Below are 17,677 nucleotides of genomic sequence, written 5' to 3' on the forward strand. Positions count from 1 at the left end.
TATTGTTGTCCTTACTTCCTGCCGGAATCATGGCTCTGCTTTGGGTTCAGACGCCGCCAGGCATGACGCTTCAGCATCACCCAGGCCGCACTGCCCACCAGCGCAGAGAGCAGCATCGCCGCCACCGCCAGCAGCACCGAGTGCTGGTTGGCATACCACACCACCATCATGTACCAGGGCATTTCGCCGCTGGGGAACTGTGCACCGACGCGGAAACTACGAATGCCGTTTTCATCGGTGATAATCGCGGTGTCGCCGCGCACTGCGGCGTTAATCTGCGCCGAACTTAAATCGTTGTGCAGTCGCAGCAGCTGATCGTCGCTGGTTGCCACCGTCATCACCACCAGCCGATCGCGATTCCACGGCGACCGGTAGCTGAGAAAGCCCCGCCACGCTTCGTTGGAAGAGAAGTAACGATCCGCATCCAGCTGCTGACGACTCCAGTCGCCGGTCAGCCAGCCGCGTAATTTTTCCAGCGTGTCGGGCTCTTTCACCCCAAAAGTGCTGCTGGTAGCGTCATAGGGTGACGCCGCCAGCATCGCCTGATTGAAGGCGCTGTTACCGGTGGTGCTGACTGCCAGCAGATCGCTCTGCTGTATGCGCGCCAGATGGGTGCCGCCAGTGGGCAGACCAAACAGCACCTGATTCTGCGTCAGCGCCACGCCGGTCGCGGTTCCGGCCCGCGCCGCCAGATCCAGCAGCGTCGACAGCTCGGCATCGCTGGGCGTTTCCGGCAGCAGCAGCGTGGTCTGGCCAAAGTCAGCCAGCCGCGAGAACGGGAACGAGGCACCGACAAAGTAAGAGAGGTTCGGCAACATGCTGAAGTGGCGGGTATGGCTCAGATCGATCCACGAGTCCTCTTCAATCCGGCTCTTGATGTTGTTGTTCAGGAGCACGCCGCAGGGCGCATCGGCGCGCGGTTTGATATTGAAGTAGAGCGCCAGCTGGTTATCGCCATAGATCAGATAGGGCTCGAGATTCAGCTGATACTGCTCCTGACGCGCATCACCGCCTAAACGATGCCAGGCGTTCTCCAGCAGGCCGACTTTGTTGACCGTCAGGTTGCGCAGGAAAGTGCCGTTGAGCATGACGTTAAGGAACGAGTTGTCCTCATCAATCCAGCTTTCAGACGGGAAGCGATAGTGCAGATTAACCGGCACCGTGTCGCCATCCCACAGGAACAGATCAGGCGCGGCGCGGAAGTTAACCCGCAGCGCATCATGCCAGATGCCGCTGCTGGTCAGGCTCTGGTCTTTACGCAGCAGTTCGCTCAGGCGGACCGGGCGGTCAGTGTTAATCCAGCGTGGCGCATCGTAAGGTTTGCGGTTGCCAATGGTCTGTACAGGAACCTGCAGCTGGCTCTCATCGTTGGTGAATGGCTGGGTTGTCAGACGGTTCGCCGCCTGACGCAGCTGATCGTAATTGTTACCACTGACCAGCAGCAATTTGTAAACCGGGTTACTGGGGTTATCCACCACCTGCAGCATCGGGCCATGACTGGCCGGGAACGTCAGGATGCCGATTCGATCGCCAGGATGACCAAACAGGATGCCGTTGTTTTCCGGCAGTTCGCCGCGCACCACCGGGAACCGGATGCCGCGATAATCACTCTGAATGCCAAGCCAGGAAGCGACCAGTGCCGCCGCGCTGACCGCATCAGGTGAGACGTTACTGGCAAAGCCCATCGTGATGGTGGACGCCGTCATCCGCTGCGGATCCAGGAACGGACGCGGGAAGTTGCGCAGGCGCGTACCGATATTGAGCTTCTGCCCTTCAAGGTGCAGCGCGGTATTCGGCAGAATGGTGACCTGATACTGCTGCGCGCTCTCTTTCTCACACAGCAGCTTGTCCGCATCGTTGATTTTAAAACTGAGGTTGTTGTTCGACACCACCATCGCCGCCGGAATATCCAGCTCATAATCACTGACGTCGCTGTCCGTGGCACCCAGCGGCAGCGTACCGAGCGGCTGACCATTCAGCATCAGCTGCAGCGAAGTATTGCGTGCCGCCAGCGCGGCTGAGACGCGCAGCGTCAGATTCAGTCGCGCATTGGTAATGACCTCATCGCCGGGCAGGGTAAAGGTGATGCCCGATTGCAACTGACCGCCGGTCAGCGTAATGCCGCGTGACTGGCCCATCTGGGCTACGGAGATGACGCTGCTGATCGGCTGATTGATAGCCGCCGTGATCGGCATCTGCGGTTCTGCAACCGGCGCAGTCGTCTGGCCTGGCGCGTAGGGCAGCGCACTGGCGGCCGCTTCCAGCGCGGGATCGGCACTGCTCAGCCCCTGCGGCAGCGGCACCGCGGAGAGCGCGCTGCTGTCCTGCGTCACAGCGCCGCTGCTCGTCACCGGTGCGGTGGAAGAAGCCTCGCCATTCGCTGACGCCTGAGGTGCGGCGGCGGCTTCTGCAGCCGGAGCATAAGATGGGGTCGCAGATGTCTGTGAGGCATCCGGTACTGCACTCTGTGGCGCAGAGGCCGGTACAGATTCTGCGGGCTGGGCCGCGGATGGCACTGACGGCGTTGCTGATCCGCCACCACTTACCGGGGCCGTCACCTGCGCTGAACCGGCATCCGGTGTGGCAGCATTATTAACAGGCGTTGCAGGTGGTGTCGCCGGAGCCGCACCGCTGGCCGGTGCCTGGTTTTCCGCTGGCGCACTGACAGTGGCATCGGCTGACTGTGTGGTTGCAGCGACATCAGGCGACGCCGGAGCCGCACTGTTTACCGGCACACTGACGGCGGCATTAGCAGATTGTGAGGTTGCAGCAGCCTCAGGCGGCGTCGGCGCAGAACTGTTCACCGGCGCACTGACGGCGGCATTAGCAGATTGTGAGGTTCCAGCAGCCCCAGACGACGCCGGAGCCGCGCTGTTTACCGGCGCACTGACGGTGGCACCCGCTGGCTGGCTGGTTGCAGCAGCCTCAGGTGGCATCGGTGCCGCACTGTTTACCGGCACGGCACTGCTGTTATCAATCGCTGTCTGCGTTTCCGCGCCAGCGGGCGTCAGCCATAACGCGGCGGTCAGTGAACTGGCCAGCAACGTGTGCGTCAGGATCTTCATGCCGCGCCATCCTCTTTCGCCGCCGCGGCAACCGGGTCGACTTTTTTACGTTTATCGTGGCGACCTTTCCAGGTCAGCCAGAACAGCTCAAATACGGTACGGATAATGGTGCCCAGCGAAATCAGCGGATTGTCCTGCTTATATTCCGGCTGGATCCAGGCATCCGCACGCGCCAGTACCACCCGCACCAGTTCGCGACGGCGCGCCAGCGGCATCGCCTCAAAGCGCAGGCGGATGCTCTCGTCATCGCCGGAAATCTTACTCACCGGGATGGTGATCGCGCCGGATTTCAGCAACAGATCAATCTCTTCAATTTCATCCGTTTCATGACGGCCATCCGGCGCATCAAGCTGTGCACCGCCCATCGACAGGTTGCTGGTCAGGGTGCGTGATGAAATGCCGCTGGCGTAGTGAATAATCGCCGGGATTTGTACGTCAACGCGGATAGTTTTACGCACCTGTTTGGTTTCGCGCGCTACGGCAATCGCCGCCATCAGAATGATCAGGCTGAAAATCGCCCAGCCGACGTTAAGCGCAATAACGTAAGGGTCGACGCCAAAATAGTCATGCATCACCGCACGTATCACGCCCGCGACAATCCCGATGCCCAGCAGCAGCGCCACAATGACGTGCGGACGCACGATGTGGAAATCGAAGAAGCCCTGATCCAGCACGCCGCCTTTATCGGTCACGTTAAACTTGCCATGTTTCGGCGACAGCAGCGTCAGGAGGGTCGGGATCACCAGATGGAAGCACATTACCGTCTCATAAATCTCACCCCAGAAGGTGTAACGGAAGCGGCCATTCATGCGCGAGTTAACGTAAAGCGACATCACCAGGTGCGGCAGCACATAGGCAAAAATCAGTGACGCCGACGAGTGAATAATATTCAGATTAAACAGCAGGTAAGCCAGCGGCGCGGTCAGGAAGGCGACGCGTGGCAGACCAAACTGGAAGTGGAGCATGGCGTTGAGGTAGCAAAGACGCTGCTGCCACTTCAGGCCGCGACCAAACAGCGGATTATCGACGCGGAAAATCTGCGTCATGCCGCGTGCCCAGCGGGTTCGCTGGATGATATGCAGACCTAGACGTTCGGTCGCCAGACCGGCCGCCAGCGGGATCGACAGGAAGGCTGAGCCCCAGCCCAGGCGCTGCATTTTCAGGGCGGTGTGTGCATCTTCAGTAACAGTTTCAACGGCAAAGCCGCCAATCTCTTCCAGCGCCGAACGACGGATTACCGCACAGGAGCCGCAGAAGAAGGTGGCGTTCCAGTTATCGTTACCCTGCTGCACTGGGCCATAAAACAGCGCGCCTTCGTTGGGAATGCTGCGCGCAGCGCGCAGGTTACGCTCAAAGGGATCGGGCGAATAGAAGTAGTGCGGCGTCTGCAACAGCGCCAGCTTTGGATCTTTCAGAAACGGTCCCACCGTCGCCTGCAGGAAGGTGCGGGTTGCCACGTGGTCGCAGTCGAAGATGCAAATCAGCTCACCTTTGGTGATTTTCATCGCATGGTTGAGGTTACCCGCTTTGGCATGTTTGTTGTCGTCGCGGGTGATATACCCGACCCCGACATCCGCCGCAAAGCGGGCAAATTCGCTGCGTTTGCCATCATCCAGCAGATAGATTTTGAGTTTGTCACGCGGGTAGTCGATACACTGCGCCGCCAGCACGGTATCGCGCACCACATCCAGGCTTTCATTGTAAGACGGCACATAAATATCGACCGTCGGCCACAGACGGGTATCGTCCGGCAACGGCTCAATGGTGCGCTTTAATGGCCAGGTGGTTTGCAGGAAGCCGAGAATTAAGATGAGCCAGACGTAAAGCTCCGCCAGATATAAGCCAATCCCTAATATCGCCTCGACTTCGGAATTAAAGTGCAGCGTCTCAGTGGTGCGCCACCAGATATAACGGCTGGACATCAGGGCAGAGAGAATCACCATCACCACGGTTATTTTGCGGCTCTTGCTGAAACCCAATAAAAACATCATGCCGATGCTGATCAGACCAAAAATATACTGTTTCTGGCTGTCCATTGGCGTAATGATGATCACCGCGGCAACGGGTGCAAGCACCAGCAGCAGCAGGTAAAACCCGATTTTACTCATGATTCACCCTGAGAAGAGCTGTGTAAGTCAGTCGCCTGCAGTAGCCGACTAAAAATGATTTGTGCGGATGGAAGCCTGAACTTCGCCATTTCCCACGGTGATATTCAGAATGCTGCTGACCCGTTTGGCGATCAGTTCAATATCAAATGCCGCTGCTGAGGCAGGGCTGAAATCATATACGGACTGCTGGGAAGCATTGGCTTCACCCACACTTTCATCACGGTGAACCACGCCCAGTAAATTATCGCCCAGACGCTGCTGCATAAATGCAGTGACATCGCGATTAATATTCCGGCGGTTATCGCACTGGTTCAGGATAAAATAGTGTCCCTGCTTATTATTGAGCGGTTTCCCGGTCATCCGGTTCTCTTCAATCTGCGGTAATAAAGACACAGAAGCGGTATCCGCTAACATCACCACTAAATGCATATCGGCCAGCGCCGTCATTGCTTTAAGGGCCGGGCCCGGACCAGGCGGAAAATCAGCGACAATGACCAGACCGGGATAATTAAGTACCGTATCCAGACCACGCTTAATAAAGTGGGGATCTTTCATCAGGTTCTCTTCGAACCGTTCGCGCTGTGGCTCGGTGACGTCGCCATAGGGCAGGACAAAGATATTGCCGCCAGTGGTGAGGATCGACTGGCTCCAGTCCGCCTGCTCTTCTGAGCGCGCCACAAATCCGCGACCATCATGCAGCGGCACGCCAAAGTGAAGACGCAGTGCATTCTGCACATCAAAATCAATGGCCAGAACTTTGCTACCGGAACGCGCCAGACTCCAGGCCAGATTCGCCGCCAGCGTGGTTTTCCCCACGCCGCCCTTCGGCGAGCACACACAAACTAACGGCATAGCGCAATCTTCTCCAGTAACGGTTTGAGTAAGGTTTCTTTCGGCAGATTCGACGGTTCGCTGTCACGCGAGCGGAACAAGGCACTAAACCGTTCCGGTTCAGAATGGGGTGTGACAGGCGTGATGGCGGGCCGGACGGGCTCAGGATGTGATACAGCAACAGGCTCAGCCGCAACCCGTTTTTGCGGCGGCGGCGGTGGCGGAAACAGTGATGAAGGGTCACGTTCAGCCGTGCGTGCTGCGGGCAGGCTGCTGCCTGACAGACTATCGAGAATTGAGCTGCGGGCTGATGTCGTCGGTTGCGCACTGAGTGTGGCAGGCCTTGCCGGTGCCTCAGGCGGTGGCGCGGTGAATTCATCCCCGCGCAGCGGCTGAGGCTGCGGCAGGTCGATTCGCTGACCGCCTCCCAGTGAGGTCTGATGGTCCTCTTTCGCCAGCTGGCGAATCAAAGCCCATTTACTGTGTTCCGCCGCTTCCTGCGCCTGGCCAGACATATCTTTAAAGTCGATGTCGAGCGTTTGCGTTTTCTCTTTAAAACGCTGCAAATCATCGTAATTATTCTTCATTGGCCGTGGCCTGCAACAAGGGAGGAATTTTCCTGGAATATAACACATCCCTTTAATGTCAGTCAGAAAAACCTGATTATAAATAAAGCAGATTCAATAAAATAGTTTAATCATAAAGATTCACTTACAGCGGAATAAAGCCGATATAAGATGATTAGCCCCTATAATTAATAAGTGATGTTTAAGTTAAATTAATCTGCGATGTTTCAATAATTTTTAAGACTTAGCCGCTCTGACAACCACTGGCACAACCAGGCGGGACACGATAAGCGCAATGTCAGGACGTAATCGGACTGCCGCAGGCGCAAAAAAGCCTGATCGCTGTCATAAGGGATGGAGAGTGTTTATCTTTTTTCGCTGCGAATATCGCCAGCAGAAAAACAGGTTAAATCTGATAACGGAAAAAGACGGGAAATAACCGAAACGTGATGACTGGTCCGCCAGCGGTGCGGTTTACAGCGGAATTGAGATAAAAAAAAGCGCCAGAAAGGCGCCTTTGGCTGGGGAGCTAAGATCGCGAACAGGCTCAGGGAGCATACGCCTTACGCAAAGACGCAAAAGACGCCATCCCTGGCAGGCTCAGCGCGGGCCATCCATGGCCCGCGATGCTTTGCTACAGGCGTATGCTCCCATCGCTTTCAATTTTGTGCGGTCTGTAAACACCAGAATGCGCTGCCAATCCTCAACTGACCTTTTCTGCCACACCCACCGGCTGGTTCTCATCCTGATCGACCGCGAAGCAGGCAATCTCCTGACCACCGTAGTTTTTCAGCTTCGGCTGTAACTGCACGCAGGTGCCAAAACGTCGGTGGCAGCGCGCATTGAAAGCGCAGCCTGGCGGCGGATTAAGCGGGCTGGGCAGCTCGCCGGTCAGCTTAATACGCTCACGACGGTCGTCCGGATTCAGACGCGGCGTCGCTGACAGCAAAGCCTGAGTATAAGGATGGCGCGGGTTAGCAAAAATCGCCTCTTTGCTGCCCTTCTCAACGCAACGGCCGAGATACATCACCATCACCTCATCGGCAATGTGTTCTACTACCGACAAATCGTGCGAGATAAAGACGTAAGAAAGCCCCATATCCTGCTGCAGATCCATCATCAGGTTCAGCACCTGAGCACGCACCGAAACGTCGAGCGCCGAAACCGGCTCATCGGCGATCAGCACGTCCGGATCGAGCATCAGCCCACGCGCGATGGCGATACGCTGACGCTGACCGCCTGAGAACATGTGCGGGTAGCGATCGTAATGCTCGGTTTTCAGGCCCACTTTCGCCATCATCTCCAGCGTCTTCTCGCGGCGTTCCGCTTTGGTCAGCTGGGTATTGATGACCAGTGGCTCCTCCAGAATCTGGCTGATTTTTTTACGCGGATTGAGTGAGCCATACGGGTTCTGGAATACGATCTGGATTTTCTGACGACGCAGCTTCTGCGCCTGGGGATCGTGCTTCAGCAGATCCTGACCGTGCCAGTAAAGCTGCCCTTCTGTCGGGGTTTCAATCATGGTCAGCAACCGGCCCAGCGTGGATTTACCACAGCCTGACTCGCCGACGACCGCCAGCGTTTTGCCGCGCTCCAGATTAAAAGAGACGCCATCCAGCGCTTTGACCAGTCGCTCCTGACCAAACAGCCCCTTCTTCACCGGGTAGTGCTTCTTCAGATCAATCGCCTGCAGCAGGAACTGATCTTTCGTGATTTCATGATTCATAAGTGGGTCTCCCGGCATCATCCAGCGGATAGTGACACTTGGACTGACGTCCTGGAATGGTGCGCAGTTCCGGTTCTTCCTGGCGACACAGGTCAGTCGCATAAGGGCAGCGTGGGTTAAGCAGACAGCCAGCCGGGCGGTCATATTTGCCCGGCACTACGCCAGGCAGTGACGCCAGACGCGCTTTATCGGCCGCAAACTCCGGCAGCGCGCGTAACAACGCCTGGGTATAAGGATGGCGCGGCGCTTTGAAGATATCGGTCGCTTTGCCGCTCTCCACCACCTGTCCGGCATACATCACGATAATGTGGTGCGCCGCTTCTGCCACTAACGCCAGATCGTGCGTAATCAGGATCAGCGCCATGTTCTCCTGCCGCTGCAGATCCAGCAGCAGTTCGATGATCTGCGCCTGAATGGTCACGTCGAGCGCCGTCGTCGGCTCATCGGCGATCAGCAGCTTAGGCCGGCAGGCGATCGCCATGGCAATCATCACGCGCTGGCTCATGCCGCCCGACAGCTGGTGCGGATAGACATCAAGCCGTGACGCCGGATCGGGAATACCGACCTGGTTCAGCAGGTCGATTGCCCGCTGACGCCGGGTGCGTTTGTTGCCGCCCTGATGCACCTTGATCGCTTCCATAATCTGGAAGCCTACGGTGTAGCAGGGATTCAGGCTGGTCATCGGGTCCTGAAAAATCATCGCCACTTCAGCGCCTACCAGCTGGCGGCGCTCGCGTTCAGAGATGCGTTTCAGATCGCGCTGGTTGAACTCCAGCTTCTCCGCCATCACTTTGCCGGGGAAGTCGATCAGTCCCATGATCGCCAGTGAACTGACCGATTTGCCGGAGCCGGACTCGCCCACGATACCGACGACCTGGCCCTGCTCAACCTGATAACTGATGCGGTCAACCGCACGGAACGGTGCTTTATCGTCGCCGAAATGCACCGATAGTTTGTCTACATTTAATAACGCCATCTCGGTGCCTCTTTACTGCTTGAGTTTCGGGTCGAGGGCATCACGCAAACCGTCGCCCATCAGGTTAAATGCCAGCACGGTAAGCAGAATGACCAATCCAGGGAAGGTCACGACCCACCAGGCACTTTGCGCATACTGCAGAACGTCGGAGAGCATGGTGCCCCACTCCGGCGTTGGCGGTTGCGCACCCATACCGAGAAAGCCCAACGCCGCCATATCGAGAATGGCGTTGGAGAAACCTAATGACGCCTGCACGATAAGCGGTGCAAGGCAGTTAGGCAGAATATTCACAAACATCTGGCGCAGCATACCGGCACCGGCCACGCCGGAGGCGGTCACATAGTCGCGGTTCACTTCCACCAGCACCGCGGCGCGGGTCAGACGGATGTAGTGCGGCAGTGCCACAAAGGTCAGCGCGATAGAGGCGTTAACGATCGAGGGACCAAAGATAGCAACCAGCACCAGCGCCAGCAGCAGGCTTGGCAATGCCAGCATGATATCGACCACGCGCATGATGATGGCATCGACCACGCCGCCGAGATAACCGGCCAGCAGGCCGAAGATTACGCCGAAAATCAGCGACAGCACCACCACCAGACAGCCGACCAGCAGCGACAGGCGCGCGCCGTACATCAGACGCGACAGCACATCGCGGCCTACGTCGTCAGTGCCCAGAATGTAGCTCCAGTTACCTCCTTCCTGCCAGACCGGCGGATGCAGCAGCGCATCGCGGAACTGCTCAGCAGGCGCATGCGGGGCCAGCACATCGGCAAAAATGGCGCACAGCAGCACAATGATGATGTAGACCAGGCCCACGACGGCGCCTTTGTTACGTTTAAAGTAGTGCCAGAATTCCTGAAACGGGGTCATCGGCTTCGGTGCAACGGTAACGCTGCCGGGATCAACAACAGACATGATTCCCCCTTATTTCTTGTGACGTATGCGCGGGTTAACCACGCCATACAGCAGATCAACCAGCAGGTTGACCACAATAATCAGTACCGCGGTCAGCAGCACACCGCCCTGCACCACCGGATAGTCACGGCGCTGCAACGCTTCAATCAGCCAGCGCCCCAGACCCGGCCACGAGAAGATGGTTTCGGTCAGAATCGCCCCGGCCAGCAACGTGCCGACCTGCAGGCCGATGACCGTCACCACCGGCAGCATGGCGTTGCGCAGTGCATGCACCACGATTACGCGCATCCGCGTCAGTCCTTTGGCGCGCGCCGTACGGATGTAATCTTCACCCAGTACTTCGAGCATTGCCGAACGCGTCATTCGTACAATTACCGCCAGCGGAATGGTGCCCAGCACGATGGCAGGCAGAATCATGTGCATTACCGCATCGTGGAAGTCGCCCGGCTCACCCCAGAAGAAGGTGTCGATCAGCATAAAGCCGGTCAGCGGCATGCTGTCATCCAGGAAGACGGTGTCGCCGACCCGCCCGGAAACCGGTGTCAGGTTGAAGTGAACCGAGACCAGCATGATCAGCATGATGCCCCACCAGAAGATCGGCATGGAGTAGCCGGTCAGTGAGATGCCCACAGCGGTGTGATCGAAAATTGAACCGCGTTTTACCGCCGCCAGCACCCCAACCGGGATACCAATGGCCACGGCAAATATCATGGCGCAGATGCCAAGTTCCAGCGTCGCTTTGAAGCGCGGAACAAACTCATCCCAGACAGGGATGCGGCTCTTAAGTGAAATGCCCAGGTCGCCATGTAATACGCCGTTAATGTAGTTCAGGTACTGTTTCCACAGCGGCTGATCCAGACCTAACAGCGCCATTAACTGTGCATGACGTTCAGGAGAAATACCGCGCTCGCCCGCCATGATCAGCACCGGATCGCCCGGGATCATGTGAACAAACGCGAAGGTGAGTAATGTAATACCGATAAACGTTGGGATGACAAGGCCCAGACGTCGGAGTATGAACTGCAGCATAATCCGGGTTCTCTCTTGTCCGCGCGACCGTCGCCGCGAGGGTTGTTATTGCTTACATCTGACGATCGGGTAGGCCCGACCGCGACGCAGACAGGCTGCGCCTCTACCGTTTCCAGTAAAACAGGGAGATAAAGCCGGGGCGACGCGCAGTCGCCCCGGAAAAGGCGACAATTATTCTTTAATGTCTACCTGAGCAAAGTAGTGTCCGCCCAGCGGATCGACTTTGTAACCGGAGACTTTTTTGCTGACCGGTTCGTATACCGTTGAGTGCGCGATCATCAGCGCCGGTGCCTGGTCATGCATCACAACCTGAGCCTGCTTGTAGTACTCGATACGCTTCGCCTGATCGGCGGTGGCGCGAGCTGGCTGAATCTGATCCTCGAAGGATTTATCACACCAGCGCGAGTAGTTAGAGCCATCTTTGGCCGCTGAACAGCTGAACAGGGTGGCCAGGAAGTTATCCGGATCCCCATTGTCGCCGGTCCAGCCCATCATGACGGTCTGGTGCTCGCCCGCTTTGGCGCGCTTCAGGTATTCGCCCCACTCGTAGGTCACGATTTTGGCTTTGACGCCAATCTTCGCCCAGTCGCTCTGAATCATTTCAGCCATGCGGCGTGCGTTCGGGTTGTACGGACGCTGAACCGGCATTGCCCACAGGTCGATGGAGAAACCGTCTGCCATGCCCGCTTCTTTCAGCAGCGCTTTGGCTTTCTCAGGATCGTAGGCGTAGTCTTTTACGTCGTCGTTATAGCCCCACATCGTTGGTGGGATCAGGTTTTTAGCCGGCTGGCCTGCGCCCTGATAAACGGCGTCGATAATCGCTTTTTTGTTGACCGCCATGGTCAGTGCCTGACGCACTTTCAGGTTATCCAGCGGTTTTTTCTCAACGTTGTACGACAGGTAGCCGACGTTCAGGCCAGCCTGCTCATACAGGTTGATGTTTTTGTCCTGCTTCATACGCGCGATGTCAGCCGGGTTCGGATATGGCATGACCTGACATTCGCCCTTCTGCAGCTTGGCGTAGCGCACCGACGCATCCGGGGTAATGGAGAAGACTAAGCGATCGATTTTTGGCTTGGTGCCCCAGTAATCCGGGTTAGCTTTGTAAAGGATGCGCGAATCTTTCTGGTACTGCAGCAGCTGGAACGGGCCGGTACCGACCGGGTTCAGGTCGACGTTTTGCGGGGTGCCCGCTTTCAGCATGTTGTCTGCGTACTCTTTCGACAGAATCGAGGCGAAGTCCATGCCGAGGTCAGCAAGGAACGGCGATTCAGGGCGGGTCAGCACGAAGCGAACGGTATTCTCGTCCACTTTTTCGATTTTGCTGATCAGCTTCGGCATGTCCATGCCTTCGAAGTATTCGTAGCTGCCGCCGGAGACGCCGTGATAGGCGTTGTTTTTATCCAGCTGGCGCTCAAAGGTGAACACCACATCATCCGCATTGAAGTCGCGCGTCGGTTTGAAATCTTTGGTGGTCTGCCACTTCACACCTTTACGCAGGTGGAAGGTGTAGGTTTTACCGTCTTCACTGACATCCCACTTCTCTGCCAGCGCAGCGTGCAGTTCGGTGGTGCCGATAGTGAACTCAACCAGTCGGTTGTAGATCTGACGTGAGCTGGCATCGTAGGTGGTGCCCGAGGTGAACAACTGCGGGTTAAAGCCTTCCGGAGAACCTTCAGAACAGTAAACGAGGGTTTTTGCCTGAACACCGGCGGCGACAGTCATAGCAATCAGGCTCAGACCGACCTTCAGCATCCCGGATTTAGCCAGGGAGTTGATCATGCTTTTGCTCCATTGTGATGTGATGTTGTGTGTATTGCCCGACCTCTGATTTTTTTATGCGGTTCAGGCGTACCACCGAACAGGTGGTTAACGCGCGCTGCGTTTTTTATGTTTTTTCTGACGCAGATTGTGCATTCAGAAAATTCCGTAACTGCGCGTTTATTGACGCATCAATTTGTCAACAGTTGCAAAGAACGTCAATACAACGGTTACTTATTTACACAGAGTGTGAGGAATAGCATGCAACGGTAATAAAAACCGTTTCTGTCTGAAAGCCATACAATGCACAGCGTAGCTGGCCTGAATTCCGTGCATTGTGCTGGATAGCAGCTCTATCGCTAGTGATTCTCACCGCTAAAAAACTTAAAACTTTTACCGGCAAATGTTGAATAACTGAACGATTCACCGTGCGTTATGACGTTCAACCAGCGGAATATGCTGGGAAAGAAGCATAAGAAATCAGCATGTTGCCGCTTTCGGTCATAAGAAGAATGTGTCGCGAATTATGATCGCATCTCTTACAGGGCAAGGCCTGCCAGCGGAAAAGGGGTGATAATAACGGCGGGTAAGCGAAATGCGCCGTGGATGGGGTTTACTGGAACTTTCTGGAAGGCAGCGAGGCGGGCAACAAAACAAAATGTGGTAAGCGGGAGTGGCGTTAAGGATTATCGGTAGAACGTATGGCGTTAAGATCGAGATCTGCTTCGGGAACACGGGCAGATCGGAAAGGCGCTTAAACTATCCATGGACGCTCGGCCGTAAGAAAGTGCCTGTTTAGCGGTCAGATTGAGATCTGCTTCAGGGACACGGGCAGATCGGAAAGTCGCTTAAACCATCCATGGACGCTCGGCCCACGCCATCCCTGGCGTGGGACGCTTTCCTCCTCTGCCCGTGTCCCCTCCGCCTTGAGCTTATGCGCTGCGGTCAGATGCACCTGACTTTGGATCTCCCAGCCGTCTGTAGTGCTTCTGTAAGTACCCGATGCGCCTGCCAGACGTGAAGCGAAGGGAGCATACGCCTGCAGCAAAGCATCGCGGGCCATGGACAAAAACGCCGGGAGCGTTTTTGAACAACGCAACGCGTTGGCCCGGCAACGGGCGCACCTCAGGGATGAGGTGCGTAATCGCCCGCGCAGAGCATGCCAGGGATGGCGTCTTTTGCGTCTTTGCGGAAGGCGTATGCTCCCTGAAGCCTGCTCAGCGGTAAGTCTTTCCCTTTTCTACAGACGAAAAAAAACCTGTCTTTTCAGACAGGTTTTCTTAAATATGGTCGGCGAGAGAGGATTACTCTGCTCTTCGAGCAGCGCCCTGCGGGCCGTTGCTGAAGCAACGTTGTCTCGCTATGCTCGGCTCAAACCTCCTTCGGAGGTCCTCATCCTCATTTTCTACAGACGAAAAAAAACCTGTCTTTTCAGACAGGTTTTCTTAAATATGGTCGGCGAGAGAGGATTCGAACCTCCGACCCACTGGTCCCAAACCAGTTGCGCTACCAAGCTGCGCTACTCGCCGATGGGGGCGCATGTTACTGCTACCCCCGATCAGCGTCAACCGCTTTTTATGCTTTTGCCGTCAATCGCCTGGAAAGCACGCGGTTACCGAAAATCAACCGCCTGCATGTCCCGTTCAGACGACTATTACAGCGCTTTAGCCTGACTTTTAGCCGGTGCCTGACACCAGTTGTTAGCCGGGTTAATGCCGCCATCTGGCGAGGTATAACCCAGACAGCCCAGAATGGTATCGAACAACTCAACGTGACGATGAGTCCGGCCCACACGCTGTTGCGCCTGCAGGCGTTCGAAGTTACTGCGGTTCTGGCTGTCTTCCAGATACTTATCTGACGCCCAGACCATCATCGGTACGCGGAACTGCTCCGGCGGTGCCATCTCACGCGGCGTGCCGTGCAGATGCATATTCTCGCTGATCGACTCACCGTGGTCAGCAGCATAGAAGACAATCGCCTTTTTATCACGCAGCTGATCCAGCACGCTATCCAGCATGCTATCGACATAGAGCACAGAGTTGTCATAAGCGTTAATCAGCTGCGCTTTACTGCAGGTCTCGTCGACGCCCATACACTCCGGCTGATACTTCGCGAAGCTGCGCGGATAACGCTGTGAATAGAGATAGTGCGAACCTTTGGTGTGCAGCACCACCAGATGCTTACCTTTCGGGAAACGATCCAGTGAGGCTTTCATCTCCGGCACCAGCAGCATGTCATCTACCGCTTTGCCCTGATTACGCTTCTCTGAACCAATCTGCTCACGGAAAGCAAAGTTGTTGGCATTGATGTTGTCGTAAAACCAGACTTCGCTCTGCATCGCAAACAGCTCAGAGGTGAAGCCCAGCTCTTTCATCACCGCAAACACATTCTGCTCTTTCAGCGTGCGGCCTGGGTTATCCATGGTGCCGCCTTCGCGCACAAACATGCAGCGCAGCGACAGCTTCGTCGCGGTATCGCAGGACTCGCCGCGGAACGCCACCAGGTTCTTCTCTTTCGACAGCTTAGGCGTTGTGTCGCGCTCATAACCCAGCATTCCCATGTGATCCCAGCGGGTGGTTTCGCCAATCACAAACACCACATAGGTATCGTCCAGGCCGGCAGGCGCAACGTAGGTAAACTTCTTCGCCGGATCCAGCAGCTCCTCGCTATTCAGCGATTCATCCACGCGGGTCCAGGCAAACAGACCGACAGCCGCCAGCCAGTTGGAAGGCAGATACGAGTGAGCGACCACACCGCCGTAGCTCGGCAGATCAATATTAGTGATCTCTTCATTATGCTTCTGCAGCTTGTCGAAATAACGGATCGGCAGCCAGACCAGGGCCACGCAAAGCAGCATAATCACCGTTGGCTTGAGTCGCTGTCCTGGCGTACGCAGTTGCTCGTTCAGCGTCATGCTCAGCCTGTTGCGCCAGATCATCAGCAGCGGCAGCGCGCTGACCAGCACCATCCACAGGATGAAATGGTAGCCAACCACTTCTTTAGAAAGATCGGTATCGGTCGTCATCACCGACGCCACAATGCCGTAGCCAATCACGACGTTAAAAAACGCCATGTAATAGGCGGCGGCAACTGAAATCAGAACAATCATCGTGGCCAGCACGCGATAAAACCACTTTCCGCCCAGCGACAGCAGACGCATCAGGAAGAACGTCAGCAGCACAATGGCCACCACCTCGGTGACAGCAGTGAGCCAGTTCGTTACCGTTGAGTGCCTTAGAAAACCGTCAAAACGACGATAGAAAATCGGTAAGTTCAGTAAGATACCGAGGTAGAGCGCCAGCAGTAGCGATAACTTCTGCTGAGTCAGGGTTTTAATATAATTCATGAAAAAAGGGGTTTCTCCGGTGTGAAGCGCTTGACCAAATCTTTTATGTGACTGCCGAAACGCGGCAGAGTTCGCTGAATAAGCGGACCGGACAAGATGAAGGAAAATTCTGAACGGATTTACTGGCTATAACGCGAGGTGGCTCAGTAAAACATGGCCGCGTTTGATAGACCAGAAAATAATCTTCGTCGACCGGATTAGCACATTTTTTGTACATATCTGAGGGTGGCTATTGGCTGACTGACGCAGAAAACAGCAGGAGAGAGGATGTGATGAATGAAAAATGCGGGCCTGATGGTTCAGGCCCGCAGCACGCTTAGCGAATGATGTTCAGCGTAACGTCGATGTTGTTGCGGGTAGCGTTTGAGTAAGGACAAACGATATGCGCTGCATCAACCAGCTTCTGCGCTTCTGCTTCATCCATCTCTGGCAGATGAATATTCAGGGTCGCTTCGATACCAAAGCCATCAGGAATCGGACCGATACCGACTTCACCTTCAATCCACGCATCTTTTGGCATCGCGATTTTGTCGCGGCCAGCAACAAACTTCATCGCGCCCAGGAAGCAGGCAGAGTAGCCTGCAGCAAACAGCTGCTCAGGGTTAGTCACTTCGCCGCCTGCACCGCCCATCTCTTTTGGCACGCCCAGTTTAACGTCCAGTACACCGTCAGAAGAGGTTGCACGACCATCACGACCACCGGTTGCTTTGGCTTTGGCGCGGTAAACCACTTGTTCTAAAGACATGACATTTCTCCGTTACACTATTTAATCGCCCACTACTTATTTAACCGTAATCAGGCGGTGAGGTTCAACGGATGCAGCGCATCCGTCGGCAATAATTATCGTGATTGATTCAGGTTATCACGTAACCCATCGAGCTGTAATTTCAGCGCCAGCAGAGCGTCATCGTCACAGGCTGTGGCACATTTAACCGCTTCAGGTATGGACTCCGCTTTATGCTGCAGCGTTCGTCCCGCGTCCGTCAGCGTTACCGCCACCTGGCGTTCATCCTGACGGGTACGCTGGCGGTTAATCAGACCTGCGCTTTCCAGCCGCTTCAGCAGTGGCGTTAATGTTGCCGAGTCTAAAAAAAGCTGCTCGCCAATCTCTGACACCGTGACATCATCTTTCTGCCACAACACCAGCATCACCAGATACTGCGGATAGGTAATGTCGAGCTGGCTCAGCAACTGTCGATAGACTTTATTCATCGCCAGATTGGCAGAATAAAGCGCAAAACAGAGTTGCTGATCGACCAACAGTGGCATCGTTTTCACTTTTTTGTCATCTTGATCACAGTTCATGATGATTAATATAGATAGCGCGCTAGATAATTGCAAGCAAACTTTTTTG

12 protein-coding genes, 1 tRNA gene and 1 other RNA gene are annotated in these 17,677 nt (G+C 55.7%); all 14 read right to left on the reverse strand.

The annotated features are described in order from the left end of the window. Nucleotides 1-11 precede the first annotated feature (11 nt). Nucleotides 12-3,065 (reverse strand): cellulose biosynthesis cyclic di-GMP-binding regulatory protein BcsB, encoded by a 3,054-nt coding sequence (gene bcsB, locus EGO56_RS18645; protein ID WP_135910482.1) that lies wholly within the window; start codon nucleotides 3,063-3,065, stop codon nucleotides 12-14. Continuing rightward, nucleotides 3,062-5,173, reverse strand: coding sequence for a UDP-forming cellulose synthase catalytic subunit (gene bcsA, locus EGO56_RS18650; protein ID WP_135910483.1), 2,112 nt, complete (start codon nucleotides 5,171-5,173; stop codon nucleotides 3,062-3,064). Before bcsA ends, bcsB begins: the two co-directional genes overlap by 4 nt. 48 nt (nucleotides 5,174-5,221) lie before the next feature. Further along, nucleotides 5,222-6,025, reverse strand: a complete 804-nt coding sequence (bcsQ, locus tag EGO56_RS18655; protein ID WP_033734778.1) for a cellulose biosynthesis protein BcsQ — start codon at nucleotides 6,023-6,025, stop codon at nucleotides 5,222-5,224. Further along, the gene (gene bcsO / locus EGO56_RS18660; RefSeq protein WP_135910484.1) at nucleotides 6,016-6,591 is read right to left on the reverse strand and encodes a cellulose biosynthesis protein BcsO; all 576 of its coding nucleotides are present in this window, start codon (nucleotides 6,589-6,591) and stop codon (nucleotides 6,016-6,018) included. The genes bcsQ and bcsO overlap by 10 nt, the downstream gene beginning before the upstream one ends. 682 nt (nucleotides 6,592-7,273) lie before the next feature. Beyond that, nucleotides 7,274-8,296: a dipeptide ABC transporter ATP-binding subunit DppF gene (gene dppF, locus EGO56_RS18665; RefSeq protein WP_135910485.1), complete on the reverse strand. Its 1,023-nt coding sequence runs from the start codon at nucleotides 8,294-8,296 to the stop codon at nucleotides 7,274-7,276. Further along, complete coding sequence (gene dppD, locus EGO56_RS18670; protein WP_033784396.1) at nucleotides 8,286-9,272, reverse strand: dipeptide ABC transporter ATP-binding protein; 987 nt, start codon at nucleotides 9,270-9,272, stop codon at nucleotides 8,286-8,288. Before dppD ends, dppF begins: the two co-directional genes overlap by 11 nt. A 12-nt stretch (nucleotides 9,273-9,284) precedes the next feature. Beyond that, entirely contained in the window at nucleotides 9,285-10,187 is a 903-nt protein-coding gene (gene dppC / locus EGO56_RS18675) for a dipeptide ABC transporter permease DppC (RefSeq protein ID WP_013359639.1), read from the reverse strand. A 9-nt stretch (nucleotides 10,188-10,196) separates the two neighbouring features. Continuing rightward, nucleotides 10,197-11,216: a dipeptide ABC transporter permease DppB gene (gene dppB, locus EGO56_RS18680; RefSeq protein WP_135910486.1), complete on the reverse strand. Its 1,020-nt coding sequence runs from the start codon at nucleotides 11,214-11,216 to the stop codon at nucleotides 10,197-10,199. Between the two features lie 171 nt (nucleotides 11,217-11,387). Further along, nucleotides 11,388-12,998: a dipeptide ABC transporter periplasmic-binding protein DppA gene (dppA, locus tag EGO56_RS18685; protein ID WP_013359637.1), complete on the reverse strand. Its 1,611-nt coding sequence runs from the start codon at nucleotides 12,996-12,998 to the stop codon at nucleotides 11,388-11,390. A 1,266-nt stretch (nucleotides 12,999-14,264) separates the two neighbouring features. After that, nucleotides 14,265-14,394, reverse strand: a non-coding RNA gene (locus EGO56_RS18695) — RtT sRNA. A 35-nt stretch (nucleotides 14,395-14,429) separates the two neighbouring features. Beyond that, nucleotides 14,430-14,506: transfer RNA gene (locus EGO56_RS18700), tRNA-Pro, on the reverse strand. Between the two features lie 125 nt (nucleotides 14,507-14,631). Beyond that, entirely contained in the window at nucleotides 14,632-16,323 is a 1,692-nt protein-coding gene (eptB, locus tag EGO56_RS18705) for a kdo(2)-lipid A phosphoethanolamine 7''-transferase (protein WP_135910487.1), read from the reverse strand. A gap of 316 nt (nucleotides 16,324-16,639) precedes the next feature. Beyond that, entirely contained in the window at nucleotides 16,640-17,068 is a 429-nt protein-coding gene (locus EGO56_RS18710) for an organic hydroperoxide resistance protein (RefSeq protein WP_013359635.1), read from the reverse strand. A gap of 95 nt (nucleotides 17,069-17,163) precedes the next feature. Further along, nucleotides 17,164-17,628, reverse strand: a complete 465-nt coding sequence (locus EGO56_RS18715; RefSeq protein ID WP_135910488.1) for a MarR family winged helix-turn-helix transcriptional regulator — start codon at nucleotides 17,626-17,628, stop codon at nucleotides 17,164-17,166. Between the last annotated feature and the right edge of the window lie 49 nt (nucleotides 17,629-17,677).

The sequence above is a fragment of the Pantoea vagans genome (assembly GCF_004792415.1).
GTDB lineage: Bacteria > Pseudomonadota > Gammaproteobacteria > Enterobacterales > Enterobacteriaceae > Pantoea > Pantoea vagans.

Bases quoted from the DNA above. Each gene is read 5' to 3' on its own strand.
- bcsB (WP_135910482.1), bottom strand. From the start codon at position 3,065: ATGAAGATCCTGACGCACACGTTGCTGGCCAGTTCACTGACCGCCGCG.
- bcsA (WP_135910483.1), bottom strand. From the start codon at position 5,173: ATGAGTAAAATCGGGTTTTACCTGCTGCTGCTGGTGCTTGCACCCGTT.
- bcsQ (WP_033734778.1), bottom strand. From the start codon at position 6,025: ATGCCGTTAGTTTGTGTGTGCTCGCCGAAGGGCGGCGTGGGGAAAACC.
- bcsO (WP_135910484.1), bottom strand. From the start codon at position 6,591: ATGAAGAATAATTACGATGATTTGCAGCGTTTTAAAGAGAAAACGCAA.
- dppF (WP_135910485.1), bottom strand. From the start codon at position 8,296: ATGAATCATGAAATCACGAAAGATCAGTTCCTGCTGCAGGCGATTGAT.
- dppD (WP_033784396.1), bottom strand. From the start codon at position 9,272: ATGGCGTTATTAAATGTAGACAAACTATCGGTGCATTTCGGCGACGAT.
- dppC (WP_013359639.1), bottom strand. From the start codon at position 10,187: ATGTCTGTTGTTGATCCCGGCAGCGTTACCGTTGCACCGAAGCCGATG.
- dppB (WP_135910486.1), bottom strand. From the start codon at position 11,216: ATGCTGCAGTTCATACTCCGACGTCTGGGCCTTGTCATCCCAACGTTT.
- dppA (WP_013359637.1), bottom strand. From the start codon at position 12,998: ATGATCAACTCCCTGGCTAAATCCGGGATGCTGAAGGTCGGTCTGAGC.
- eptB (WP_135910487.1), bottom strand. From the start codon at position 16,323: ATGAATTATATTAAAACCCTGACTCAGCAGAAGTTATCGCTACTGCTG.
- EGO56_RS18710 (WP_013359635.1), bottom strand. From the start codon at position 17,068: ATGTCTTTAGAACAAGTGGTTTACCGCGCCAAAGCCAAAGCAACCGGT.
- EGO56_RS18715 (WP_135910488.1), bottom strand. From the start codon at position 17,628: ATGAACTGTGATCAAGATGACAAAAAAGTGAAAACGATGCCACTGTTG.